Source organism: Rugosimonospora africana, assembly GCF_016862975.1.
Lineage (GTDB): Bacteria > Actinomycetota > Actinomycetes > Mycobacteriales > Micromonosporaceae > Rugosimonospora > Rugosimonospora africana.
Window position 1 is genome coordinate 25,894 of record NZ_BONZ01000067.1, and the last position, 25,112, is coordinate 51,005.

General features: G+C 68.8%; 24 protein-coding genes. 10 read left to right on the forward strand and 14 right to left on the reverse strand.

The genetic code is table 11. The features are described 5' to 3' along the window. Positions 1 to 24: 24 nt before the first annotated feature. Genes Raf01_RS32790 through Raf01_RS32800 form a run of 3 tightly spaced genes read right to left on the reverse strand, consistent with a single transcriptional unit; the run spans position 25 to position 3,663 of the window. Positions 25 to 1,683 (reverse strand): ABC transporter substrate-binding protein, encoded by a 1,659-nt coding sequence (locus Raf01_RS32790; protein WP_203921954.1) that lies wholly within the window; start codon positions 1,681 to 1,683, stop codon positions 25 to 27. 43 nt (positions 1,684 to 1,726) lie between these two features. Continuing rightward, positions 1,727 to 2,650, reverse strand: a complete 924-nt coding sequence (locus Raf01_RS32795; protein ID WP_203921955.1) for a carbohydrate ABC transporter permease — start codon at positions 2,648 to 2,650, stop codon at positions 1,727 to 1,729. Continuing rightward, positions 2,647 to 3,663 carry an ABC transporter permease gene (locus Raf01_RS32800; protein ID WP_203921956.1) on the reverse strand — a complete coding sequence of 339 codons (1,017 nt, stop codon included), beginning with the start codon at positions 3,661 to 3,663 and terminating at the stop codon, positions 2,647 to 2,649. The genes Raf01_RS32795 and Raf01_RS32800 overlap by 4 nt, the downstream gene beginning before the upstream one ends. A gap of 406 nt (positions 3,664 to 4,069) precedes the next feature. On the opposite strand from Raf01_RS32800, the gene Raf01_RS32805 reads away from it, so the two are divergent. Beyond that, entirely contained in the window at positions 4,070 to 5,107 is a 1,038-nt protein-coding gene (locus Raf01_RS32805) for a LacI family DNA-binding transcriptional regulator (protein ID WP_203921957.1), read from the forward strand. Then, on the forward strand, positions 5,104 to 6,462 hold the full coding sequence (locus Raf01_RS50640; RefSeq protein ID WP_275413103.1) for an SGNH/GDSL hydrolase family protein: 1,359 nt from the start codon (positions 5,104 to 5,106) through the stop codon (positions 6,460 to 6,462). Before Raf01_RS32805 ends, Raf01_RS50640 begins: the two co-directional genes overlap by 4 nt. Before the next feature lie 61 nt (positions 6,463 to 6,523). On the opposite strand, the gene Raf01_RS32815 is transcribed toward Raf01_RS50640, so the two are convergent. Next, positions 6,524 to 7,000: a DoxX family protein gene (locus Raf01_RS32815; RefSeq protein WP_203921958.1), complete on the reverse strand. Its 477-nt coding sequence runs from the start codon at positions 6,998 to 7,000 to the stop codon at positions 6,524 to 6,526. A 73-nt stretch (positions 7,001 to 7,073) separates the two neighbouring features. On the opposite strand from Raf01_RS32815, the gene Raf01_RS32820 reads away from it, so the two are divergent. From Raf01_RS32820 to Raf01_RS49925, 4 genes are all read left to right on the forward strand, one after another. Then, complete coding sequence (locus Raf01_RS32820) at positions 7,074 to 7,658, forward strand: TetR/AcrR family transcriptional regulator (RefSeq protein ID WP_203921959.1); 585 nt, start codon at positions 7,074 to 7,076, stop codon at positions 7,656 to 7,658. Between the two features lie 590 nt (positions 7,659 to 8,248). Next, positions 8,249 to 8,824 carry a TMEM165/GDT1 family protein gene (locus Raf01_RS49920; RefSeq protein ID WP_239134130.1) on the forward strand — a complete coding sequence of 192 codons (576 nt, stop codon included), beginning with the start codon at positions 8,249 to 8,251 and terminating at the stop codon, positions 8,822 to 8,824. A gap of 91 nt (positions 8,825 to 8,915) precedes the next feature. Continuing rightward, entirely contained in the window at positions 8,916 to 9,368 is a 453-nt protein-coding gene (locus tag Raf01_RS32830) for a YybH family protein (protein WP_203921961.1), read from the forward strand. A gap of 231 nt (positions 9,369 to 9,599) precedes the next feature. Continuing rightward, positions 9,600 to 9,785, forward strand: a complete 186-nt coding sequence (locus Raf01_RS49925; protein ID WP_239134131.1) for a hypothetical protein — start codon at positions 9,600 to 9,602, stop codon at positions 9,783 to 9,785. A gap of 73 nt (positions 9,786 to 9,858) precedes the next feature. On the opposite strand, the gene Raf01_RS32840 is transcribed toward Raf01_RS49925, so the two are convergent. Next, complete coding sequence (locus Raf01_RS32840; RefSeq protein WP_203921962.1) at positions 9,859 to 10,278, reverse strand: GNAT family N-acetyltransferase; 420 nt, start codon at positions 10,276 to 10,278, stop codon at positions 9,859 to 9,861. A 197-nt stretch (positions 10,279 to 10,475) separates the two neighbouring features. Between Raf01_RS32840 and ku the strand changes: the two genes are divergently transcribed. Continuing rightward, complete coding sequence (gene ku, locus Raf01_RS32845) at positions 10,476 to 11,681, forward strand: non-homologous end joining protein Ku (RefSeq protein ID WP_203921963.1); 1,206 nt, start codon at positions 10,476 to 10,478, stop codon at positions 11,679 to 11,681. 261 nt (positions 11,682 to 11,942) lie between these two features. On the opposite strand, the gene Raf01_RS32850 is transcribed toward ku, so the two are convergent. Beyond that, complete coding sequence (locus tag Raf01_RS32850; protein WP_203921964.1) at positions 11,943 to 12,086, reverse strand: GPGG-motif small membrane protein; 144 nt, start codon at positions 12,084 to 12,086, stop codon at positions 11,943 to 11,945. Between the two features lie 96 nt (positions 12,087 to 12,182). Beyond that, positions 12,183 to 13,052: an oxidoreductase gene (locus Raf01_RS32855; RefSeq protein ID WP_239134148.1), complete on the reverse strand. Its 870-nt coding sequence runs from the start codon at positions 13,050 to 13,052 to the stop codon at positions 12,183 to 12,185. A 294-nt stretch (positions 13,053 to 13,346) separates the two neighbouring features. Here Raf01_RS32855 and Raf01_RS32860 point away from each other — a divergent pair, with 294 nt between their 5' ends. Then, positions 13,347 to 13,793 (forward strand): DUF6918 family protein, encoded by a 447-nt coding sequence (locus tag Raf01_RS32860; protein ID WP_203921966.1) that lies wholly within the window; start codon positions 13,347 to 13,349, stop codon positions 13,791 to 13,793. 124 nt (positions 13,794 to 13,917) lie between these two features. Here Raf01_RS32860 and Raf01_RS32865 read toward each other — a convergent pair whose 3' ends face one another. Together Raf01_RS32865 and Raf01_RS32870 are read right to left on the reverse strand one after the other, a co-directional pair. Continuing rightward, entirely contained in the window at positions 13,918 to 14,475 is a 558-nt protein-coding gene (locus Raf01_RS32865; RefSeq protein ID WP_203921967.1) for a hypothetical protein, read from the reverse strand. Positions 14,476 to 14,780: 305 nt separating this feature from the next. After that, positions 14,781 to 16,178, reverse strand: coding sequence for a short-chain fatty acyl-CoA regulator family protein (locus Raf01_RS32870; RefSeq protein ID WP_203921968.1), 1,398 nt, complete (start codon positions 16,176 to 16,178; stop codon positions 14,781 to 14,783). A gap of 159 nt (positions 16,179 to 16,337) precedes the next feature. On the opposite strand from Raf01_RS32870, the gene aceA reads away from it, so the two are divergent. Both aceA and aceB read left to right on the forward strand, forming a co-directional pair. Continuing rightward, positions 16,338 to 17,657 carry an isocitrate lyase gene (aceA, locus tag Raf01_RS32875; RefSeq protein ID WP_203921969.1) on the forward strand — a complete coding sequence of 440 codons (1,320 nt, stop codon included), beginning with the start codon at positions 16,338 to 16,340 and terminating at the stop codon, positions 17,655 to 17,657. Then, positions 17,654 to 19,240 (forward strand): malate synthase A, encoded by a 1,587-nt coding sequence (aceB, locus tag Raf01_RS32880; protein WP_203921970.1) that lies wholly within the window; start codon positions 17,654 to 17,656, stop codon positions 19,238 to 19,240. Before aceA ends, aceB begins: the two co-directional genes overlap by 4 nt. Before the next feature lie 31 nt (positions 19,241 to 19,271). Here the strand turns inward: aceB and Raf01_RS32885 are convergent, their stop codons facing one another. The 5 genes from Raf01_RS32885 to Raf01_RS32905 all read right to left on the reverse strand — a co-directional run bounded on the left by Raf01_RS32885 (position 19,272) and on the right by Raf01_RS32905 (position 25,098). Next, positions 19,272 to 20,351: an ABC transporter substrate-binding protein gene (locus tag Raf01_RS32885; RefSeq protein ID WP_203921971.1), complete on the reverse strand. Its 1,080-nt coding sequence runs from the start codon at positions 20,349 to 20,351 to the stop codon at positions 19,272 to 19,274. Positions 20,352 to 20,919: 568 nt separating this feature from the next. Beyond that, positions 20,920 to 21,855 carry a DUF222 domain-containing protein gene (locus Raf01_RS32890; RefSeq protein ID WP_203921972.1) on the reverse strand — a complete coding sequence of 312 codons (936 nt, stop codon included), beginning with the start codon at positions 21,853 to 21,855 and terminating at the stop codon, positions 20,920 to 20,922. Positions 21,856 to 22,097: 242 nt separating this feature from the next. After that, complete coding sequence (locus Raf01_RS32895; protein ID WP_203921973.1) at positions 22,098 to 23,021, reverse strand: septum formation family protein; 924 nt, start codon at positions 23,019 to 23,021, stop codon at positions 22,098 to 22,100. A 182-nt stretch (positions 23,022 to 23,203) separates the two neighbouring features. Further along, positions 23,204 to 24,103 (reverse strand): serine hydrolase, encoded by a 900-nt coding sequence (locus tag Raf01_RS32900; protein WP_203921974.1) that lies wholly within the window; start codon positions 24,101 to 24,103, stop codon positions 23,204 to 23,206. Further along, positions 24,100 to 25,098, reverse strand: coding sequence for a LysR family transcriptional regulator (locus Raf01_RS32905; RefSeq protein WP_203921975.1), 999 nt, complete (start codon positions 25,096 to 25,098; stop codon positions 24,100 to 24,102). Before Raf01_RS32905 ends, Raf01_RS32900 begins: the two co-directional genes overlap by 4 nt. Positions 25,099 to 25,112 lie beyond the last annotated feature (14 nt).

Consider the following 25,112-nt stretch of genomic DNA (forward strand, 5'->3'; position numbering starts at 1 on the left):
GAAGACGGCCGGCGCCCCGGGTTGTCAGCCGTGGTCCTTCTTGAACCGCTCGTACGCGCTGTTGATCAGGTCAATGTACTGCTGCGAACTCTTGCCCTTGAGCTCGTTGACGTAGGCATCCCACTGGCTGAACGGCCGCTGGCCGAGGGCGAACTTGAGCGTCTGCTGGTCCACGTAGTCGGTGAGGCCCGTCTCCCACAGCGCCGCCTGCTCGCGCTCGTCGGCGGTCAGCGGCTTCGGCGGTGCCAGCGGCAGTGTCTTGCGCCCGTCCATCACCTTCTGGAACTCCAGCTCCTCGGCGTTGAACTGGGTGTCGAGCAGCTTCGTGCTTCCGCCGTAGGCGAATACGCCGTTGTAGAAGCCGTAGTCCACCTGCAGGCTCTTCGGAGCGTTCGGGTTGATTCCGGCCCACTTGACGTCGGGTGAGAGCTTGAAGGTGCTGTCGTCGACGTTGCCGGTGTAGGTCTGGCCCTCGATGCCCCACCTGGCGAACAACTGGCCCGCGTCGGAATACCACAGCCAGTCGACGAGCTGCATCATCGCGACGAAGTTCTTGCTGTCCCTGGCCTTCGACGAAATCATGACGCCGTTCTCGATCCGGAGCCCGATCTTGGCCGCGCCGACCGGCCCCATCGGTACCGGGATCTTCACCACCGTCGCGCCCGGAACCTTCGCGAGGTCCTTGCGGTAGGTATTGACCAGCTCCTGCGCGTTGGTGCAGATGACGAACGACTGGCCGTTGGCGAACTTCTGCCGCGCGATGTCGTCGGTCTGGGTGAAGCTCTCCGGGTCGAGCAGTTTCTCGCTCACCAGCGTATTGACGAACTGGAGCAACTGCTTGTACTGGTCCATCGCGCCGTTGAAGGCGAACTTGCCGGCGCTCGCGTCCCACTGCGCGTTCTGGTATCCCCAGCCGGCCCAGACGCCGTACGCCTCGCCGAGCAGCTGGAGCAGGCAGTTGGCGCCCCCGCCCGGCGCGGCGGGAATGCTCCACCGGTCGGAGAAGGGGTAGTTGGCGGGGTAGGCCGCCTTCATCGCGCGCAGCATGGTGTGCACGTCGTCCCAGGTCTGCGGCACGGGGATGTTCAGCTTCTGCAGGATGTCGGTGCGGACCGCCAGCGAGTAGTCCTTCCAGACGTCCTGGTGCAGCCCGGGCAGCAGGTAGAACTTTCCGTCGGCTTGCCGGATCTGATCGAGGTCGCCCTCCATCTTCCACTTGGCGATCTTGTCCTTGAAGTTCGGCATCAGGTCGAGGTAGTCGCTGACCGCGAGGATGGCGCCGCCGGCGATGTACTGGTCCTCGTCCGGGTCGTACGTCTTCGGGATGATCATCGGAGCGTTCCCTGCGCTGATCATCACGCTGCGCTTCTGGTTGTAGTCCGACAGCGGAATGACCGTGGGATCGAAGCTGACGTTGGTCCGCTTGGTCAGCTCGTTGAAGAACGGCCAGTTGGCCTTGTACGGGTAGCCGGGGTTGCTCAGCATCATGATGGAGAACTTGACCGGCTCGGTCGCCTTGAACTGGTCCCCGACGCCGTACTTGTCCATGGCGCCGACCTTGTTCTTGGAGAGGTCGAGGCCCTTCTTGTCGCTCCCGCCGCCGTCGCAGGCGGAGAGGCCGAGCATGGCGGCACCGGCGGCAGCGCCAGCGGCGAGTAGTTGCCGCCGGGAAACCTCGGTCATTGGTGGCTCCTCTTCACAGGTGATGGGGTGTGTATGTGAGGCGCTATCCCTTGACCGCTCCGAGCATGACCCCGGAGACGAAGTACCGCTGGATAAAGGGATAGACGAGCATGATGGGCGCGACGGTGAGCACCACGGTCACCGCCTGGATGTTGCCCGCGATCTGGATCGCCGAGTCGCTGGACGCGGTCTGGTCCGACCCGGTGGTGGCACCGGCGATGAGGTTGCGCAGGTACACGGTGACTGGGAAGAGGTCGCTGCGGTCCATGTAGAGGAACCCGGAGAACCACGAGTTCCAGAAGAAGACCGCGTAGAACAGAATCATCGTGGCGATGACCGCCTTGGACAGCGGCAGCACGATGCGCAGGAGGATGCCGTAGGTGCCCAGCCCGTCGACGGCGGCGGCCTCCTCCAACTCCACCGGCTGGTTCTCGAAGAACGACTTCATCACCAGGAGGTTGAAGACGCTGATGGCGTTGGGCAGCACGACGGCCCACAGCGTGTTGCGCAGGTTCAGGTGACTGACCAGAACGTAGTTGGGGATCAGGCCGCCGTTGAAGAACATGGTGAACAGCGCGACCCCGACCAGGAAGCCCCGGCCCTTGAGGTGCCGCTTCGACAGCACATACGCGTAGCAGGTGGTCAACACCATCGAGATGATCGTGGCGACCACGGTGTAGACCAGGGTGTTGCGGTAGTTGGTCCAGAACGCCGAGTCGGACATCACGTGCCGGTACGTGGTCAGGTTGAAGCCTCGCGGCAGCAGGTTCACCTGACCGGTGCGGATGTAGCGCTCATTGCTGAACGACCGGGCCAGGATGTTGATGAAGGGGTACAGGGTCACGGCCACCACGACGGTCAGGATGACCGCGTTGACGCCCTGGAAGACGCGGTACCCGCGGGAGGGCCGGGGGCCCCGCGACCGCTGCTGAGTCCGGGCCGGAGGCTCGCGCACGTCGACGGTCACCACAGCCCCGATCCCACCGTCCGCTTGGAGATGAAGTTGGCGGAGACCACCAGGATCAACCCGACCACCGACTCGAACAGTCCGATGGCGGCGGCATAGCTGAAGCTGCCGGACACCACACCGACCCGGTACAGGTACGTGGAGATGACGTCGGCGGTCGGGTACGTCAGTGGGTTGTACAGCAGCAGGACCTTCTCGAACCCGACCGCCATGAAGGTGCCGATGTTGAGAATCAGCAGGGTCATCATGGTCGGCCGGATGCCCGGCAGGGTCACGTGCCAGGTCTGCCGCCACCGGCTCGCCCCGTCGATCCGGGCCGCCTCGTACAGGTCGCTGTCGATGGTTGTCAGGGCGGCGAGGTAGAGGATGGTGCCCCAGCCGACGGTCTGCCACATCTCCGAGGAGACGTAGATGGTCCGGAACCAGCCGGGCTGCTGCAAGAAGGTGATGGGGGCGTGGCCAATCGCGCGCAGCCCTTGGTTCACCACTCCGTCGACGTCCAGGATCTGCGTGACGAAGCCGACCACCACGACGATGGACAGGAAGTGCGGCAGGTACGAGATGGTCTGCACGAAGCGCTTGAGCCGCCGGTTGTGCAGCTCGTTGAGCAGCAGGGCGAGCACGATCGGCATCGGAAAGATGAACACCAGGGTCAATGCGCCCAGGATCAGGGTGTTGGTGAAGACATGCCAGAACGTGGGATCGTGTATGAACAGCCGGAAGTAGTGGAGGCCGATCCATTCATCTCCGAAGAGGCTGCCACCGGGCCGGTACCGGCGGAACGCGATGACGTTCCCGGCCATCGGCAGGTACCGGAAGATGATGAAGAACAGCAGCGGCGCGACGGCCAGTGAGTACAGCTGCCAGTCCCGGCGCAGCGCCTTGCCCCAGGTGCGGCGGGCACGGGGCCTCGCCTGGACAGCGGTCTTCCGGCGCGGTGTCTTCCGGCCCGATGTCTTGCGGCCCGGTGTCTTCCGGCCCGGTGCGGACTCCAGGATCTCGGGTGCGCTCATGTTCGGGCCCTGCCGGTCATGCCACCCCTTCGCTCGGATGACGGCGTCGTGCTCGGTTGTCGTCCTGCTCGGTCGTCCTGGTCAGTTGTCCAGGTCGGTCGTCCTGCTCAGTCGTCGTCCTGCTCGGTCGTCGTCCTGGTCGATCGCCCTGCTCGCAGAGCCCGAAAACTCGCGGACAGTTATCGCAATATTCGGAATCGACAGTGTTACATCTTTCGGCAACCTAGGTGTCCGCCGCACGGCGTGTCAAGGGTCTCCTCATGTTGTCAGCCTCGGGTTATAGTCGTCCTTCATTGTCCGCGTGGTCGCGGGTTATCGGGACGGTCGACTTCGAGCGGGGATCGCACGTGCCAGAGTGTCACCGAAACTTTCGGACGTCAGTTCGGATGTCAGTGGTCGGTTTTCGATGACCAGCGACGACACCGTGGCCGTGTCCGGATCCCCGACGATCGCCACGATCGCGAGCGAGACCGGCGTGTCCCCGACCACCGTCTCCAAAGTCCTCAATGGACACTCCGACGTCGCGCCGGAGACGAGGGCGCGGGTCGAGGCGAGCCTGGAACGCCACCGGTACCGCCGGCGGGGCCGGCGTCAGCCGGTCGCCACCGCCCAGATCGACCTGGTCTTCCACGAGTTCGACTCGGCGTGGGCGATGGAAATCATCAGCGGCGTGGAAGCCGTCGCCAACGCCGCGACGGTCGACGTGGTCCTGTCGCAGTTGCGGGGAAGTCACAGCCCGACCCGGGCCTGGCTGGACGCGGTGCTCGCCCGCCGCCCGTTCGGCGTGCTGTTCGTGCTGTGTCACCTGACCTCGGCACAGCGGCAGCGGCTGCACCGCCAGCGCGTCCCGTTCGTCGTCATCGACACGGACAGCGCGACATCCGCCTCGGTGCCTACGGTCGGGTCCAACAACTGGAACGGTGGGCTGATCGCCACCCGTCACCTCCTGGACCTGGGCCACCGCCGGATCGCGATCGTCTCCGGGCCGCACGAGGTGCTGTGCAGCCAGGCGCGGGTCGCCGGGTTCCGTTCCGCGCACGACGAGGCCGGAATCCCCGTCGATCCGGGCCTGGTGCGGTACGGCAACTTCCACGTCGTAGCCGGATACGAGCACGGGATGGAGTTGCTTGCTCGGGCGGACCGCCCCACCGCCATCTTCGCCGGCTCGGACATGCAGGCGTTGGGCGTGCTGCGCGCGGCGCGCCGGCTCGGCCTGGACGTCCCCGGACAGCTGTCCGTCATCGGGTACGACAACCTACCTGTGGCCGCCTGGACCGACCCGACCCTCACCACGGTCAACCAGCCGCTGCGCGACATGGCCGGCACCGCCACCCGGATGCTGCTCGACCTGGCCGGCGGGGTCGACCTGTCGACCAGCCGGATCGACCTGGTGACCGAACTCGTCGTCCGGGAAAGCACCGCCCCTCCGGCCGGTGGACGATGAGCGGCCCGATCGGGCGACAGCGCGCGCACCTCAACCCGGCCGCGCCGTCGGCGGGCGAACACCTCAACCCGGCCGCGCACCTCAACCCGGCCGCGCACCTCAACCCGGCCGCGCACCTCAACCCGGCCGCGCATCTCGAGCCGGCCGCGCATCTCGAGCCGGCCGCGCCGTTCGGGGGCGGGCACTGGGTGACCAGTTGGGCGGCGGCGCCGCAGGCGGCCGGACCCGACGGCCTTCCGCCGGAGCCGTTCACCCGCGGCGGTCGGGCGCTGGCCGGCACGCTGCGCCAGACGATCCGGGTCTCGGTCGGTGGGCAATGGCTGAGGCTGCGCCTGTCCAGCGCGTTCGGTCCGGCGCTGCCGATCACGGCGGTGTCCGTGGCGCTGCCGGCCGGCGGGCGCGCCGGAGTCAGCGCGATCCGCGCGGGTACCTCGCGAGCGGTCACCTTCGACGGCAGGAGTTCCGCGGTGATCCCGGCCGGGGCCGAACGGGCATCCGATCCGGTGGACTTCGCGCTCGCACCCGGCACCAACCTGACCGTCACGGTCTACCTGTCCGAGGGCGTGGCGGCCACCGGCGTCACCGCGCACCTCGGCTCGCGGACGACGTCCCATCTGGCCCTCGGCAACCGGGTAGCGGACGCGGACCTGCCCGGGGCGGTGCCGGTCGAACACTGGTACCTGCTCAGCGGCCTGGACATCTGGTCGGCCCCGAGCACGGCCGCGGCCGTCGTGCTGGGCGACTCGCTGACCGACGGGCGGGGATCCACCACCGACGGCAACGACCGCTGGCCCGACCGGCTCGCAGACCGGCTGCGCGCGCTCCCGGGCAGCGCGCACGTGGCGATCGTCAACCAGGGCATCGGCGGCAACCGGGTGCTCACCGACGGCCTCGGGCCACACGCGCTGTCCCGGATCGAACGCGACGTGCTGGCCCGCGCCGGCGTGGCGTGGCTGCTGGTGTTCGAGGGCGTCAACGACATCGGCACGGCCGGCGCCACCGACGCCGCGCAGAAGCAGGTGGCCGACGACCTGACCGGCGCGTACGAGCGGATCGCCGGCCAAGCGCACGCCGCCGGCCTCCGCGTGTACGGCGCCACGCTCACGCCGTTCGGCGGCAACCCGGACTACGACGATCCGGACGGCCTGCGCGAGGCGACCCGGCGCGCGGTCAATGACTGGATCCGCGGCAGCGGGCGGTTCGACGCGGTCGTCGACTTCGACCGGGCGGTACGCGATCCGGCGGACCCCGGCCGGCTGCTGCCCGCGTACGACACCGGTGACCGCCTGCACCTCAACCCGGCCGGGTACCGGGCGCTGGCCGGCGCGGTACCGGCCCGGCTGTTCACGCGTTGACCGCCGGGCGGCGGCAGATCAGCGCCGGCGGGCCCGCGGCCAACAGATCGGCGCTGGCCGATCAGCGGCCAACGGATGGGAGCCGGCGGGTGGGCGGGCGCAGCGACCAGGACAGGACCGCCAGGACCGCGAACGCGGCCGGCGGGATGAGGTTGCTGAGACCCTGGTGTGCCAGCACGTACGAGGCGCAGGCACCGGTCATGTTGATGACCACGCCGGCGTATGCCCACTCCTTCAACCGCGGCAGGCCGGGTGCCAGCAGCACCACAGCCGCGATGAGCTTCGCGATGCCCAGGATCGTGGACAGGTAGCTGGGATAGCCCAGGTCGATCAGCTTCGGGTAGAACGGCGCGAGCTGGAACAGGTCCATCGCGCCGCCGATCGCGCACTCCCCCACCACGATCACGGTTATCGCCCAGTAGGACAGCGGCCGGTGCTGGCGCCGGGTCCCGGTCGCTGATGCTCCGGTCGTCGGCTCCCCTATCGCTGGTGCCCCAGTCGCTGGTGCCCCGGTCGTTACCGCGGATGCCCGTTCCATCGGAACCACCTCACATCGAAACGCACCCGTTCTCTTAACACCGGTACGGTAGCGTTTCGATGGAGGTGACGCAATGCCTGACTTCCGGGAGCCGATCAGTCGCGGGGCCGGCGCGCGCCAGCGCGTGCTGCAGGCCGCGCTCCAGGTACTGCACGACGACGGGCCGCCCGGCTTCACCATGGAGGCCGTCGCGCGTCGCGCGGGCGCGAGCAAGGCGACCCTGTACCGGCACTGGTCCACCTCGGGCGCGCTGATGGTCGACGCGATGGACGCCACGTTCCAACCGTTCCCGGTGCCCGACACCGGCCGGGTGGAGACCGATGTCGCGCAGCTGCTCAACGCGTTCGTCGCGGTACTCGAACACACTCCGTTCCCCCGGCTGCTCGCCGCCTTCATGGACGCCGCGGAACGTGACCCGGCACTGGCCGAGCTGCACGCCGACCTGACCCGGCGCCGCCGCGAACCGGTGCTCGCGGTGCTCACCCGCGCCCGGGACCGTGGCCAGCTCTCCGCCGAGCTCGACCTGGAGCTGGTCACGGACCTGCTCACCGCGCCGTTCTTCTACCACCGCTTCGTCGCCCACCGCCCGATCCCGCCGGGCCTGGTCGACCACGTCATCGCACACGTGCTCGCCACCGGGCACAAATCCGCCGAGTAGCTGAGCGGTGCCGAGTAGTTGTGACGGCGCCAAGTAGCTGAGACGAGGCCGGGTAGCCGAGACAAGGCCGGGTAGCCGAGACGCTGAAGCCGTGAGTGGCGCGGAAACTCGCCGGTGGCATCGGATTCATTTCATCGCCTCCGTCCACAATGGACACAGCGAAAGGGCACGGTAGCGGCCCCGGCCGCCACGGCAGCGAACTCGGCCGGCACGGGGCGGACTGGCCGGCACGGCAGCGGACCCAGCCGGCACGGCAGCGGACCCAGCCGGCACGGCAGCAGACCCAGCCGGCACGGCAGCAGACCCAGCCGGCACGGGGCGGCCCCGGCCGAAGCTTCGGTGACGCAGGCCACGGCCGGAGACCGGCGCCCATTCGCTATGATCGTCGCCGAAGGGGAGTAGTCCTTCGCCGGTTCGTCGACATACTGGCGCTTGCGCCCGGCGGCCGGGGCCCGTCACATTCGGGCTGGGCGAGACCTTCGACAACCGTTGAACCGTACCGGTCACGGTGTCGAAGGAGCGCCCCCGGATCCGGGTGGAACAGCCGATTCGACGGCCGCGGCCCCGTGCCCCGCGAAGGATCCGCCACCGTGAACCTGGCCCTCATCGCCGCCGTCGCACCGCTCATCTTCCTCGCCGAGCTCCCCGACAAGACTGCGCTGGCAAGTCTCGTCCTCGGCACCCGGTACCGGGCGTCCTGGGTGTTCAGCGGGGTGGCCGCGGCCTTCGCGGTGCACGTGCTGCTCGCCGTAGCCGTCGGGGCGGTGCTCAGCCTGCTCCCCCACCGGATCCTGGAAGCGGTGGTCGGCGCGGTGTTCCTGCTCGGCGCCGTGCTCCTGCTGCGCGGCCGGCACGACGAGACCGTCGACCAGGAGCGGGAGCGCCACGGCTTCTGGCGGGTGTCGACCATGTCGTTCCTGGTCATCATCGTCGCCGAGTTCGGCGACCTCACCCAGATCGTGACCGCGAATCTCGCCGCCAAGTACCAGGACCCGATCTCCGTCGGCGTCGGCTCGGTCATCGGCCTGTGGGCGGTGGCCGGCCTGGCTATCCTCGGTGGCCAGGGGCTGCTCCGGGTCGTACCCATGAAATGGATCATCCGGGCCGCGGCACTGGTCATGGCCGTCCTCGCGGTGGTCAGTGTGGCCAGCGCCATCCGCGGCTGAGCCACCGGCCGAATCAGTTAGGCAATCACTTGACTTTCCGACGCGACGAGCCGACAGTTAAGTAGATACCTAACTGATTCGGAGGGATCTCATGACACCCGAGACCGTGGCACTCGAGACCGCGACCGCGACGACCGAGATCCAGCAACTGTTCTCGACGTGGATCGAGGCGGTACGCGCGAAGGACGTTGTCGCGCGCACCGCGCACTACGCCGCCGATGTGGAGTTGTTCGATGTCGTCGGACCACTGCGCCACCACGGGCGGCCGGCGCTGCGATCCCGGCTCGCCGAATGGTTCTCGACGTTCGAGGGGTCGGTGGACTGCGAGGTGCGGGACCTCGACATCATCGCCGGACAGGACGTGGCGTTCTGCCACAACCTCACCCGGTTCAGCGGCACCACCGCCAACGGGCGCCTGGACATGTGGGTGCGCTTCACCGTCGGGATGCGGAAGGTCGGCACCGAGTGGGTCGTCGTCCACGAGCACGCCTCGGTGCCCTTCGACCCCGCCGACGGCCTGGCATCAAGCGATCTCAGGCCGTAGGCGGGGTCCGCGCAGTCCGGTCCGGTCATGCCGCGGCCGGGAACGACATCCTGGAGATGGGCGTGGCGTACGTGCGGTTCGCGGTCGAGCACCGGGCGCATTTCGAGGTGATGTTCCGGCCGGAGCTGTACCGGGCCGACGCACCCGAGGTGGACCGGGCCCGCCGCGCCGCCGGCGAACGCCTCCGCCAGGGAGTCTCGACCCGCACCTCGGAGGCCCCAACATCGACGAGTGCGGCGGCGCAGCACCGCGATCGCGGCCTGGTCGATCGTGCACGGCTTCGCCACGCTGCGGTCCGCCGGCGCGCTGCCACCGGAGCTGGGCACGGATCCGGCGGCGGCTGCCCGCACGGTACTGCCTGAGCTCTTTCCGGAAGCGTCCCCGAATCGGCCCGACGCGCCTCCCCCGGCGCGGTGAACGCCGACGGGGAGAGCCGCCCGAGGAGTGGTGCCGCCAGAGGACTACTTTGCCAGAGGACTCCGCCAGAGGACTATGCCGCCGGAGCCTCGCGGGCGGGCAGCGCGATGAGCCCGGCCTTGGTCGGCGAGAAACCGCATGCCTCGAAGTAGAACGCGGTGAGATGGTCTTCGAAGTCGACGTGCAACCACTCGCAGCCGGCCGCTCGGGCACCCTCCACGGCGGTCGCGATCAGCCCGCTGCCCACACCACGGTGTCGCTGTTCCATGGCCACCATGGTGTCGAGGATGAAGGCGTGGACTCCGCCGTCCCACGCCACGTTGACGAAACCCACCAGCGTGCCGGCTTCCCGGGCGCACACCCAGCCGAGACTGTGCCGGTGCAGCTGGGTCTGCCACTCGATGTCGAGGAAGCGGTGCTCGAAAGCCTCGGCGTGTAGCCGGTTGACTGAGGCGTTCTCAAACTCGCCCCGCCACTCGTAGATGATCGTCACCCGGCGATTCTGGGAGGAACGCTCCCGGCCGGCAAACCATTTACCCGCACCTGCTGCCGATCACCTGGCTGCCGATCCAGTGACAGTGACTGCCGATCGGCGGTTCGACCGCGGCGCGGCGGGGTACTGCGCAGACGAGCGATCCGCACAGTGATGTGCCAGCACAGTGAGGCGATCGACGGAATGAGGTGATCGGTGTGGCTCGGTCAGTCTGGTCCGGTGTGATCAGTTTCGGTCTGGTGTCGGTACCGGTGACCCTGCATTCGGCCACTCGGGAACACGATGTCGCGTTTCACCAGTTCGAGAAGGGCACCGGCGACCGGATCCGGTACCAGCGGGTCAACGAACGCACGGGCGACGAGGTCGACTACGACGACATCGTGCGGGGCACCGACATCGGCGGCGGCCAGTACGTGATGCTCGAATCCGACGAACTCGCCTCGGTCGCGCCGGGCCGCTCCCGGGCCCTGGACATCCATGCCTTCGTCGACCTGGACGACATCGACCCGATCTACTACCAGAAGACGTACTACCTGGCGCCCGGCACCGACGAGACCAGCAAGACCTACGCCCTGCTGCGCGAGGCGATGGCCCGGGCGAACCGCGCGGCGATCGGCACGCTGGTCATGCGCGGCAGGGAGTACCTCGCCGCGATCCGTCCCGACGACGATCTGCTGGTACTGGAGACCATGTTCTTCGCCGACGAGATCCGGGACCCGCACAAGGAACTCGGCCGCCTGCCGGGTCGGGTCAAGCCCCGGCCGCAGGAGTTGGCGATCGCGCAGCAGCTCATCGACTCCATGACGGCCCGGTGGAACCCGGTGGACTACCGGGACAGTTACACCGACCGGGTCAACGAGCTGATCGACGCGAAGAGCAGCGGCGCCGAGGTGGTTCCGGCGGAGAAAGCCCCGGCCGCGACCAACGTGGTCGACCTGATGGACGCCCTGAAGCGCAGTGTCGACGCCGCCCGGCAGGGCCGTTCGGCTCAGAGGGGTTCGGCTCAGAGGGGTTCGGCTCAGGGGCGTTCGGCTCGGGCATCCGGACGGCGCCCGGCGAAGAAGACCACGGGTGGGCGCCCGGCGAAGGAGACCACGGCTGAGCGCACGGCGAATAAGACCACCGGCGGGCGGCCGACGAAGAAAGCCACGGGTGCGCGCCCGGCGCAGAAGACCGCCGGTGGGCGGCCTGCGCAGAAGACCACGGGTGGGCGGCCGGCGAAAAAGGCCGCCAGCGGCCGGCCGGCGAAAAAGACCACGGGTTCGGACGTCCGCTCGATGACCAAGCCGGACCTGCAGGCTCTCGCCCGTCGGTTGCAGGTTCCGGGGCGCTCCGGCATGGACCGTGCGGAACTGGAGAAGGCGGTGACGGCGGCCCAGCGACGGTCCCGCCGCGCCGCCTGATCCGGCGCCCGCTCAGAAGCCACACCGCCCGAGCCGTACCGCCCGAGTCACACTTCCCGACCGACGCCTCCCGAGCCGTGCCACCGCAGCCGTACACATGAGTGGGACGACGCGCCACGGGGGTATGCGCGTCGTCCCACTGGTCGTCGTCTCACTCGGGAGGCGGTCTGGTTCGGCGGCGGACGGGAGCAGTCGCCGGCTGCATTTGCCTAGGTGACGATGGTGGCCGGTTGCCGATATCGGCTGCGTGAAGATGTCGGGCTAGGTGAAGATGCTGACTCCACCGGGGCCGACCAGCAGCCCGACGATAATCAGCACGATGCCCCAGAGAAGCTGGCGGCGCAGCAGTGCGAAGATCCCGGCGATCACGAGGACTACTGCGATAATCCAGAGAATCAGGTCCATAATTTCAAATACCCGTGAGCCCGATTCACCAAACCGAGGCATGTCACGGGCACGCTGTCCGACACCCCCTACGGCCGGGCATGGGCCGGGCGTGGGTCAGCCGAGAGCCGTCAGGTCCTCGGCCGACAACCGCAGTGCCCCGGCGGCCAGGTTCTCCACCAGATGGTCCGGGTTGCCGGTACCCGGAATCGCCAGCACGTGCGGTCCCCGGTGCAGCGTCCAGGCAAGCCGTACCTGCGCCGGTGTCACCCCGTACGCTTGGGCGACAGAGACAACCGCCGCGCTGTCGGCCACCCCACCGGCCTCCCGACCGACACCGGTGAGCGCGAAGAACGGTACGAACGCGATGCCCTGCTCGCCGCATACCCGTACGAGTTCGTCGTTCTGCCGTCCGATATCCAGGCCGTACCGGTTCTGCACGCACACCACCGGCGCGATCCGGCGCGCCTCGTCGAGTTGGGTGTCGGTGACTCCGGACAGACCCAGATGCCGGATCAGCCCCGCGTCGCGCAACTGCGCGAGCGCGCCGAAGTGTTCCGCGACCGAGCCGACGCCGGTCAACAGCCGCAGGTTCACCACGTCCAGGTGGTCGCGGCCGAGCTGGCGCAGGTTCTCCTCCACCTGACCGCGCAGCTGGTCGGGCCGGGCCATCGGCAGCCACTGGCCGGACGGATCCCGTCCCGGGCCGACCTTCGTCGCGATGACCAGGTCATCGGGGTACGGCGCCAGAGCGCTGTTGATGAGTTCGTTGGCGGACCGCAGTGACGAGAAGTAGAACGCGGCGGTGTCGATGTGGTTCACCCCGAACTCCACCGCGCGGCGCAGCACGCCGATGACCCGGTCCCGCTCGCTGGGCGTACCGCCGTGGAATGCCGCGCTGCCGGTCAGCCGCATGGCGCCGAACCCGATCCGGTTGACGGTCCGGTCGCCGAGCGTCCAGGTCCCCGCGCTGGCGGCGGTGGTCACGGTGACAGCGCTGGTCACGCTGACAGCGGTGGTATCGGTGGTATCGCTCGCAGCGGTGATCTCATCGGTGGGCATTCGACCGACGATAGCCGAGGCAGACGGGCGTCGTCCTGTCGCGAACGAGTCGCCCGCGGCCGCCATTCCGTGCCGCCTGTATGCCGTGTCGCCCGCTGCGCCGTGTCGCCCGCTGCGCCGTGCCCGCTGTGTCAGATCGCCTGGCGTTCAACGGCGCTTCGCGCTCATCCGGTATAAACATTCGACGGTCGACGCCACGAATAAGGAGCGTAATAACCCATGTACTCCAACCTTCCCGACATTCTGCTCGTGGACGGTGCCCAGAAGCAGATCGCCGCCGACTGCCAGGAGCTGGTCGGGCAGGAACTCTCCGCGAAGTCTGGCATGTCGGCCACCGCTCTCAAGGTCGCCTACAAAGCGGTGACCACCTTCGCACCCGGCTACTACCAGTCGACCGTCGAGGACATGGTTCCGCACCTGCTGGGGCAGCTGCAGCCGTTCTGGGCGGACTTCCAGGCGGCCGGAGGCGGGCAGTTCGGCGACTATCTCGCCAAGCGGAGCGACGAGGTGTCCGAGGCCATGCTCGCGGTGACCGATGGCATGACGCAGGGTTCCCCGCGGCCGGCCGTCGTCAAGGCGTACAACGCGGTTCGTGGGGGCGCGAGCAAGCACATCGAGGCGGCGCTGCCGGCGGTCGGCGCGCTGGTGGAGAAGCACGCGGCCTGATCGCGGGCCAAACCCGGGTGCGCTCGGGGAGATACGACGCGATGGCTCACCCGCGATGAGTCAGGTGGCCACGTCCCGACCGGGTCGGGCGTGGCCACGACCGTCTCCGGTGGCCACACCCCGACTACTCGTGGCTGTCGCGCTGCTCGATCAGGGTCGGTGGCGCCTGCTCTGCCTGTAACGACTGCCCCGCCTGTCGCGCCCGCCCTGCCTGGAACGACTGCCGTGTCTGTCGCGCCTGCTCTGCGAGTACCGCTTGCTCTGCCTGCTCCGCGACCGCACGATCGAGCTTCCGCAGGTCCCGCCAGATCTGCGTCAGCCGCCACCACGATCCGGTTGCGACCGCCGCGACGAATCCCGCCGCCGCGGCACCCTGAACGCCCGAGACGGCCAGCAGCCCGAACGCGTACATGCTGGCCGCCGCGCCGAGGACGAGCACACCGATGGCTTCGATGGACAGGCTCGCACCGACCTGGCCACGCCAGAAGACGCCGGTGAGGCCAGCAGCACCGGCGACGATCAGCAGGGCGAACCAGACGGCACGCACCGGCGTGGGCATCGCGACCTTCACCGCCGGCGGTTGGGTGTTCGTCAGAACCAGGACGCTCGCGACGACAGGCGAGGCGATCAGCAGGATCACCTCGAACGGGTGGCGGCCGGAAGTGATCCGGATAGGTTCCACAGGCCCTCCCCAGCGGACGGATCCGACTGGTCCGGCTTGGCGCGTCTCGCGCCGCGACCCAGACCGGTCGACGACCGTGACCGCCGCGAGATCGGCGCCACGAAACGTTTTCATCTCCCGTCGACATCCCCGTCGGCGGCTCCGTAGGCGTCGGTCGCCGCCTGCGGGACCTGTCACTGACCGTAAGCGTGCGGGCTGCGCGTCCGCCTTGTCAACAAGCAACCGTTGCGGACCTATTTGGGACACCTCAGTACCGTCGTTGATCCGACGCCGCCGGACCGCTGCAGGAGTCGGTCGCGGCAGGGTCAGCGGGCGTCCTGAGTGAGGGGGTACGGGATGAAGGTGCTGCGATTCTCGTCCAGGTCGAGCTGCCGGCCGATCGGCGCGGCGGCCCGCTGCGGGCAGGTCATGCGCTCGCACGTCTTGCAGCCCGGTCCGATCGGAGTGGCCGCCTCGGTGGCGTACAGATCCATGCCGGCGGAGTAGACGAGGCGTCCCGCGTGCCGGACCTCGCAGCCCAACCCGATCGCGAACGCCTTGCCCGGCTGGCCGTACCCGCCGTTGCGGTGGATCACGGTGCGGGCGATCCACAGGTACCGCTGCCCGTCGGGCATCGCCGCGACCTGGGTCATCACCCGGCCGGGCGCACTGAACGCCTCATACACATTCCACAGTGGACACGTGCCACCCGATCGGGAGAACGGGAAGCCGGTGGCCGATTGGCGCTTGGACATGTTGCCGGCGCGGTCGACCCGGACGAAAGAGAACGGCACCCCGCGCGCCTTCGGCCGCTGCAGGGTACTCAGCCGGTGGCACACGGTCTCCCAACCGATCGCGTAGTGGTCGGTGAGCAACTCGATGTCGTACCGCATCCGCTCGACCGTTTCCAGAAAGTCGCCGTACGGCAGCAGAAGCGCGGCGGCGAAATACTTCGCCAGTCCGACCCGGGTGAGAATTTGCGTCTGAGTGTCGGTGAATTTCTCTTCCTCGACGATTTCGTCGATGAGGTCGGCGTATTCCAGCAACGCGATCTGAGCGGCCATCCGGATGGCCTGCTGCCCGGGACGCAGCGACGCGGACAGATACAGCGTGCGGTCACCCGACCGGTACCGGTGCAGGTCGCCCCGAAGGTCCCGGGCACCCTGCCGGGCGACCTGGATCCCGTGCCGCTCGGCCAGCCGGTCGCGCAGTGCTTCCGCCGCCTCGCCCCGGCGCAGGCCCATGTCGGCGGCGAGCATCTCGGCGGTCTCGTCGAGGGTGTGGACGTAGTTCTGGCGCCGGTAGAAGAAGTCACTGACCTGGTCGTGGGGGCTGCGGCCGGTGACCAGTTCCCGGTCGTCGACCAGTTCGGCCAGTTGGTCGGCGACCTGCCGGTAGCGGCGATAGAGGTCGATGATCGACTCCGCGACCTCGGGGAACTTGCCGGCGACCTCCGCCAGGTCGCCGACCGCGGTCCGGGCTGGCAGCGCTTCGCGCAGGTCGGCGACCATCCGGGGCGTGTCGTGCGGGGCGAAGTAGGCGGTGTCGACCCCGAACAGCTCGGTGACGCGGATCAGCACCGGCACGGTCATCGGTCGCACGTCGTGCTCGAGCTGGTTGAGGTAGCTCGGCGAGATGGCGAGCTGCCGGGCCAGGTCGACCTGGCTGAGTCCGTGCTCCTCGCGCAGCCGGCGCAGGCGCACTCCGGCGAACGTCTTTTCCATAGGACACGTTAGCACGACCATTAGCACGCCTGAAAAGAACTGCTTCGCAACTTGGCAGAATCGCCGATCGACTTTTCAGTAATTGGCTGTTTCCGTACCTCGACCGCGCCGACGCGGCCGTGTCACCGTGAACGGCACGCGACGGCAATGGAGGCAATCATGGGCACCGAAACCACGGGCAGCGAAACGGCGGAAGAACTGCGGGCCGAGTGGACCGACGATCCCCGCTGGCGGGGCGTCGAGCGGCCGTACAGTGCGGAGGACGTCATCCGGCTGCGCGGCGCCGTACGCGAGGAGCACACGCTTGCCAGGCGCGGTGCCGAACGGCTGTGGCGACTGCTCGCCGAGGAGGACTACGTGCCCGCCCTCGGGGCGCTGACCGGCAACCAGGCCGTGCAGATGGTACGCGCCGGGTTGAAGGCGATCTACCTGTCCGGCTGGCAGGTCGCGGCCGACGCGAACCTCGCCGGGCACACGTACCCCGACCAGAGCCTGTACCCGGCGAACTCGGTACCCGCGGTGGTCCGGCGCATCAACAACGCGCTGGTGCGCGCGGCTCAGATCACGACTGCCGAGGGGAGCAAGGCAGAGAGCAGCGAGCCGGGCTCCGACAAGCCCGGGTTCGACTGGCTGGCCCCGATCGTGGCGGACGCCGAGGCGGGATTCGGTGGAGTGCTCAACGCGTACGAGCTGATGACCGCGATGATCGTGGCCGGTGCCGCCGGCGTGCACTGGGAGGATCAGCTCGCCTCCGAGAAGAAGTGCGGCCACCTCGGCGGGAAGGTACTGATCCCGACCGGCCAGCACGTGCGCACGCTCGACGCGGCGCGGTTGGCCGCGGACGTCGCGGGCATTCCCACGCTGGTCATCGCGCGTACCGACGCCCAGGCCGCCACGCTGCTGACCACCGACGTGGACGAACGCGACCGGCAGTTCCTCACCGGCGAGCGCACCGCGGAGGGCTTCTACCGGGTACGCAACGGTGTCGACCCGTGCATCGCCCGCGGCCTGGCGTACGCGCCGCACGCCGACCTGCTCTGGATGGAGACCAGCACACCGGATCTCGAGGTCGCCCGGCAGTTCGCCGAGGCCGTCAAGTCCCAATACCCCGACCAACTGCTGGCCTACAACTGCTCGCCGTCGTTCAACTGGCGCAAGCACCTCGACGACGCGACGATCGCCAAGTTCCAGCGCGAACTCGGCCACATGGGCTACAAGTTCCAGTTCATCACCCTGGCCGGCTTCCACGCGCTCAACTACTCCATGTTCGACCTGGCCCGCGGGTACGCCAGTGACGGCATGCCGGCGTACGTCTCGCTGCAGGAGAGGGAGTTCGCCGCCGAGGCGCACGGGTACACGGCGGTCAAGCACCAGCGCGAGGTCGGTACGGGCTACTTCGACCTCATCTCCAGCGTGCTCAACCCGGCCGGCGAGACCACCGCGTTGCGCGGTTCTACCGAGGAGGCGCAGTTCTCGTGAGAATCACCATCGCCGGCTCCATGCCGGAACGGTTCGAAGAGATCCTGAACCAGAAGGCGCTGGACTTCCTCGTCGCGCTGGACAGCGAGTTCGCGGCCCGCCGGGTCGCGCTCCTGGACACCCGGCGGGCCCGTCGCGACCGGTACGCCTCCGGCCAACTGCCGGACTTCCTCCCGGAGACCGCGGCGATCCGCGCGGACGACAGCTGGCGGGTCGCCGCGCCCGCGCCCGGGCTGGTCGACCGGCGGGTGGAGATCACCGGCCCGCCCGATCGGAAGATGACCGTGGGCGCGCTCAACTCGGGTGCCCGGGTGTGGCTCGCCGACTTCGAGGACGCCACGTCGCCGACCTGGACGAACATCATCGGCGGGCAACTGAACCTGCTGGACGCCATCAACCGGGACATCGACTTCACCGACGCCCGTGGCCGGCGGTACCGGGTGGGCGACCGGCCCGCCACGATCGTGGTACGCCCGCGCGGCTGGCACCTGGTGGAGAAGCACATCATCGTCGACGGCCGGCCGATCTCGGCCAGCCTCGTCGACTTCGGCCTGTACCTGCTGCACTGCGGGTGGCTGCAGGTCGACGCGGGGCTCGGGCCGTACTTCTACCTGCCGAAGCTGGAAAGCCACCACGAGGCCCGGCTGTGGAACGACGTCTTCGTGTTCGCCCAGCAGTATCTCGGCATGCCGCCGGGTACGATCCGGGCCACCACGCTGATCGAGACCATCACGGCCGCATTCGAGATGGACGAGATCCTGTACGAGTTGCGTGAGCACTCCGCCGGGCTCAACGCCGGCCGGTGGGACTACATCTTCAGCGTCATCAAGAACTTCGGTCAGCGCGACGACTTCGTGCTCCCCGACCGTTCCGACGTGACGATGACCGTACCCTTCATGCGCGCGTACACCGAACTGCTGGTGCGCACCTGCCACCGGCGCGGCGCGCACGCGATCGGCGGCATGGCCGCGTTCATCCCGACCCGGGACCCGGAAACCAACGACATCGCTGTCGCCCGGGTGCTCGCCGACAAGCAACGGGAGGCGACCGACGGGTTCGACGGTTCCTGGGTCGCCCATCCCGGTCTGGTCGAGGTGTGCCGGGGCGCGTTCGACGCGGTACTGGCCGACCGGCCGCACCAACTCGACCGGCTCCGCGATGACCTCACGGTCACCGCAGCCGACCTGCTGGCGGTCGACCGCACCCCGGGCCGGGTCACGTCGGCCGGCGTACGCGCCAACGTGTCCGTGGCGCTGCGCTACCTCGACGCCTGGCTGGCCGGTACCGGGGCCGCCGCCATCGACAACCTCATGGAGGACGTGGCGACCGCGGAGATCGCCCGGTGCCAGCTCTGGCAGTGGGTACAGCAGGCCACCCCGATCGCCGACGGCGGCCGGGTCACCGGGGAGCTCGTCGAGTCCCTCCTCGCCGGCGAGCTGAGCCGGCTGGCCGCCGGACGCTCCGGCGACCCGCTGCGACGCCTGCACGCCGCGGCCGACCTGCTCACCCGGCACGCCTTGGCGGAGGACCTGCCGGCTTTCTTCACCACCACCGGCTACGCCGAGCACCTGGTCTCCTGCTGAACACCGGGTCTCCCTGAGCACCGGCCGGCGGTCAGCTGACCTTCCTGGCGTTCGTGATGGCGCGGGCGAGGTCTTCCAGCAGTGGTGCGGCGCCCGCGTACGAGAATCGCGGGACCGCGCTCCACGGCGCGACCTGGTTGGCCTTCACCGCGGGCAGCCGCGTCCAGGCGGGCTTGGCCGCGAGATCCTTGGGCTGCAACGCGGAGTCACGGTTGTCGAGCAGGATCACGTCGGCGGCGTATGATCCGGCGTTCTCCCAACTGAGGCTCTGGAAGTAGCCGCCCGGGTCCAGCTTCGGAGGTACGACGAAGTCGACGCCGAGCCGCGCGAAGTACATGAGGTCGGTGCTGACCTCGGGGCTCGACACGTAAAACAGATCGGGGCTGCCGGAAGCCGCCATCACCTTGATCCGGTTCGATGTCGCCGCCTGGTGCAGCGCCGCGGACGCTGCCTCGAACCGGGCCTTGGCGTCGGTCACCTTCTTCGCCTTCAGATCGGCGCCGAGTGACGCGGCCAACTCGGCGTACCGCTCGATCGGCGTGGTCAGCGGCACCCGTCCGGTGCTGATCGTCACGCTGGGGGCAAGCTGCAGAATCTTGCTCTTGCTCTCATCCGGTACGTACCAGAGCTGTCCCGGGTCGTACATGTGCGTCACCAGCAGGTCGGGCCGCAGGGCCGCGTACTTCTCGATGTTGAATTCGCCCCAGACGTTGCCGAGGATCGTCACCCTGTTGACGTCGAGGTCGCCGGCCTGCGGATCGGGTTTGCCGTCCCCCCGCTTGGTCTCGCCGAACACGCCCACGATCTGCTTGTCGATGCCGAAGTCGACCAGGGCGGCGGCGGTACCGGTGAACGCGACGACGCGGGAGGGGACGCCCGGCGCGGTCACGGTCGTCTTCCGGTCATCCGTGAACGACCAGCCGCCCCCGGTCCGCCTGCCGGAGGCGCTCGTCGAATCGCCGCCGCTCGCTGAGTCGCCACTCGCTGAGTCGCCGCTCGCTGAACCGCTGCTCGTCGAGTCGCTGCCACACGCGGTCAGAAGGAAACCGGCGGACGCTATGCCGCCGGCGGCGAGCAGGCCGCGACGGGTGAACCTGGTTGAGTACGACATAAGGAATCTCTCTCGCAATACAAGCGGATGGGTCGAATCCCCAAGGCGCGAGTTAGGTTAACCTTACCTAACTCGGTTTGTCCAGCGGTACCTCCCGCTCAGCACCTCCCGATCGGGACACCACACGATCGGGACACCACACGATCGAGGGATCACACGATCGAGGGACCTCACGCTCGGGGAACTTCGCGCTCTAGCGGCGGCCCGCGAGCCGCAGGCGTCCGTTCCTCGCCCGGCCTGGATCGCGCGCTGTATTCCCCGGCCGTTGTACTCCCGACCGCTGTATTCCCCGACCGCTGTACTCCCGACCGCTGGACTCCCGACCGTCCGCCGGCTGGACGGCGGGGCCGTCCCTGACTGTCAGGCATGTCGATTGGCCGCCCGGCTACGACAGAGCTAGGCTGCCGATCGATCCGGACGGTGCCGGCGCATCTAGCCGGCTCCCCGATGGTTGCGACTTCCCGGTCGCTGCGACTGTGCGCTGGCCACGACCGTGCCGTGGGCGCGACTCTTCGGTGGACGCGACCGTGCGGTGGTTGTCATTCGCGTCGGGTGCTTGCTATTCGCGTCAGTGGTAGTTGTTGCGGCGGGGTTGCTGTTCCGCGTTGTCGGGCAGGTCGCGACAGGCCAGGGCCAGCCGGCACACCTCGACCAAGGCATCGGCCCGCCGCTGCCCCGGAGTGCGCGGGTCTGAGTCGCGCGGACCTGAGTCGTGCGGACCTGAGTCGCACGGCCCCGAGTCCCGCGGATCCGCGGTGCGCGGGTTTGGACTGCGCAGGCCCGAGCCGCGCGCATCCCAGTCGCGCGCATCCGAGTCGCGCGGGCCTGCACCGTTCGGATTGGATCGGGGCGCGCACAGCGGGTCGATCGCGGCCCGGACGACGGCCGCTGACTCCCGGTCCAGCCACCCGGAAAAGCGCACTCGAGCGTCGCCGTGCAGGTCAGTCAGGTTAAAGCACCGGTCGGCGTAAGCACGTTCCTCGCTCCGAGCCAACCGCTCCGCCGCTCGCTGCTCCGCAACCTCGGGTGCGATCTGGTCCAGCAGTCGCTCGGCAAGCCAACCCGACTCCCTCGGCCCCAGGTGTGCGCACTGGTCGATGAGGAACTTCTCCCCATCGGCCTGATACTGCCCCGGCAGAGTCGGCACCGCCTTCGCGATCAGCTGCGCCTGCTCGACATTGATGCTGCCATCGACCAACGCCGCTGCCGTCTCCGGAATCCGAGGGTCCAAGGCAGCGGCGAGCCTGACCTGTTGGCTGGCCGTGTGAGCGGATAGCCGGTACCGGTCACGGATCCACGCGGTCGTATTCGCAGCACCCAGCCGCGCCGGGATGCCCTGAGCGTCGACCTCCCGCAACAACTCCAGATTCAGCGCCGCCAGCTGACACGACAACACCTGAACCCAGTCGACATCATCGATCAACTCCTGCGGCGACCGCGCCCACGTGGAAACCCGCGCACACTCCTTGAGCGCGTCCTGCACGGCGGCCCACGGCCTATCCACGAACCCGACGCTACCGACGGCATACGACACTTCCTAGCCGTACCAAGAACCCTGTGGATAACTCGGCGGCGTCCACTCCAGACGTCCACAGCCTGGCAGAGGCGTGGATCCGTTGTGGACAACACGTTCTCGTTGGCGGCCGTTCGCCCAGGCGCAAGCGATCGCCGGAAGGCTGCGGGATGCGGTGGAGGCGCCCCGCTACGGTGGCCCGAGCGGGCGATGTCGTACGGCTCCGGCAGAGCTCAGGACCAGCCCTGTGGCTTCCCGGCTCGGATGCCCTTCACACTGCCCACGAATCGCACCCCGTTGGTCGAGTCGTTCTTGAACCCGATGACGAAGCACTGGATCGTACGGTCGCCGATCAACCACTGGCGCTGCGCGAAATCGGTGTGCTCCCACCCCAGGTATGGGCTGTCGATCGTGGTACCGGAGAAGCCGAGGTACCGTGCCACCACCGCCTCGCAGCCCTGCGAACCCAGTCTGTTCCGCGTGTCCGCTCCGGCCGGCCAGGCGGTGACCGGCGGAGTGAACAAGCCGGCGAGTTCGGCGTTGTGCGGATTGGCGCAGTCGGTCAGCTGCTCGTCGACGATGCTCCCGTCGCCGTCGTCGTCGATCGTCTTGCAGGTCTCCTCGAGCGGATGGGAGCCGGCCATGCCGCCCCTCACGCTTCCGGCACTGCGATCGACCGCGTCCAGGTACGCGCCCTTGAACCGTACGATGTCGCAGCGGAACCAGCGGGCGCCGCCGTCCCAGCCGCCCTGGGTTGGCTGAAGCATGAACAGTTGCAGGGCTCCCCTGTGGTAGTCGCCGCCCAGGTAACGCCCGGCGCCGTTCTGGCACTGCGCGTACGCGTCGGCCCGCAGTTGGCTTCCCCCGGCCGGTGGGCTGGATCGGTTGGTGGAGAAAGCGCCCACGAAGACGGTCTCGGCCTCATGGTCGCCGTCGCAGGGCACCGTGGTGACGTCGGCGGACCAGCTGTCGGTGACGTGGTTCGGGTAACAGTCGCCGACGGCCGGGGCGACGATCGTGGCGGTGGGCAGCGCCGGCCAGTCGTTGGTGAGGTCGCCGTCGACGCCGTGGGGTGCCCCGCAGCCGGACAGGACCGTCACGATGAGTACCAGGGTCGCGCACAACCCACCGGTTACCGGCACGACTCGCCGACGCATGATGATTTCCCCCGTTTGAGCAGGTAGAGCGGCACTTGAGCAGGTGGAGCGTGTTCGAGCGGGTAGAGCGACGTCTGAGCGGGTAGAACCGGCGCTCGAGCAGGTAGAGCAGCTCGCAGGATCATAAACGGGCGCACCATGGCCCGATCGGCGAGCTACCGTCCGGCCCGGCGTCGGAGTTGCTACCCGCGCAGGTGGTCGTGCAGGATCCGGGCGACGCGGGCCATCACCGCCTCCGCCGCGGGCTGGATCACCGCGGGCACGGTGGACTCGGTCAGGGCGGCGACGGCGAACAACCCACCATCGTCGTGCTCCACGACACCGATCTCGTGGCGCTCGTTCAGCATTGTGCCGGTCTTGGCCGACCAGGTCGACGCATCGGAACTGAAATCGGGTGCCAGCCGGTGCCGGATGACGTTCTGCGCCATGAGCAGCCGGACCCGTTCGGCGACGCCGGCCGGGATTCGCGACGGTACCCACAGGGCTTCCAGCAGATCGACGAACGCCCGCGCCGTGCCGGAGTTGGCGCGGCTGACGTCGAGTTGCGCGACCGCGTGGCCGCGCCCGGACGTCCGGGCCCCGATCGCGAGCGAGTGGGCGAGGTGGACGTTGCCCGGTTCGAACCGTTCCGCCGGTGTGTCGACGAGGTCGCGCATGGGATGCCGTACCGTGATGCCGGCGATTCCCGCGTCGAGCATGGCCCGGTGGACCTCGGCCGGCGGGACGAGGTCGAACAGCGCGTCCGCCGCGGCGCTGTCACTGATCGCGGTGCTCAGGTAGAGCAGATCCTCGACGGCGATCCGGGCCGGGTGACGGAACCTGCTCAACCCCGTCGGGCCGGCCGACTCGATCCGCCCGGGCGGCACGTCGATCATCGTGGCCGCATCGATGCGGCCGTCGTCGACGCGTTCGAGCACGGCCACCGCGAGCGGCACCTTCACCAGCGACGCGATCGGGTACTCGAGGTCCGGGTCGATGCCGATCTCGTCGCCGTTGGACAGGTCGCGGACGAGGAACGAGCCGGACAGGCCGGCGTCCTCCAACATGCCGCGAAGTTCGCGGACGAGTTTCTCAGCGGTCACCGGCCCCTCCCGTGAGTCTGCCCCTCCGGTGAGTCCACCGGCGCTCCCAGGCAGTACGCGACCTGTGTTCGGAGTCCGTCGCGCAGGCGCTGCGCGTCTTCCCGGGTCGCCGCGGCGGCGGTGAACCCCCGCGCCACGGGCGCTCCCGCCAGCGGGCGCCAGTGCAGCCCCAACTCCTCGGCCTGTACGGGCGAGCACAGCAGCAGGTTACCCGTGCGCAGGACGTCGGACACGGCGGCGGTCAGCGATGCCGCGACGGCGATCTGCGCGGGTACCAGGGCGGTGCGATGACTGATCTGTTCCATCCGGTCCCTGATCTGGGGTACGTCGTCTTCCGGTTGGATCCAGATCCGGGTGAACGAGCGTTGCCCGCGCCGCGGTCGCAGCGTCTCGATGCGCAGCGGCCTGGGCCCAGCGTCCGCCGACGTTCTCGCGCCCGCTGCCCCGGTGCCTGCCGTTCCCGCGTCCGCCCCCGTTAGGGTCGCGCTGGTGGCGCTCGCCCCTGTCCGGTTCGCCGCGGAGGCGACACCGAGCGGTACCACCCAGGCGGCTTCGTCCGGCGGCACTGTGACGAGTGCCACCCGGACCTCACTGGACAGCAACAGTTCCGCGCGTTCGGCCGGGCCGGCCGCGCGGAAGTCGAGGATCGTGCCCTGCGCGCGGGCGGCCGCTTCCAGCAACGCTAGCCGCCGCACCGAGCAGGTGTCCGGTACCGCGAGCACGAGCGGCCGGAGCTTCGCCTGCTCGGCCTGATCCTGCAACGCGTCGGCGAGTTGCACGAGTCGCTTCGCGGACGGCAGCATGTCTCGTCCGAACACGGTCAGCGCGGCCCGGCGGGCGGAACGGTCGAACAGCCGCTCACCGAAGTGCTGTTCGAGGGCGGCGATCCGCCGGCTCGCCACGGACTGCGGCACCCGGGCTGTCGCGGCACCGAGCGTGAAGCTCCCGCGTTCACCGACATGCACGAATACACGGCAGGCTGCGACCAGGTCCACGACCGGAATGCTAT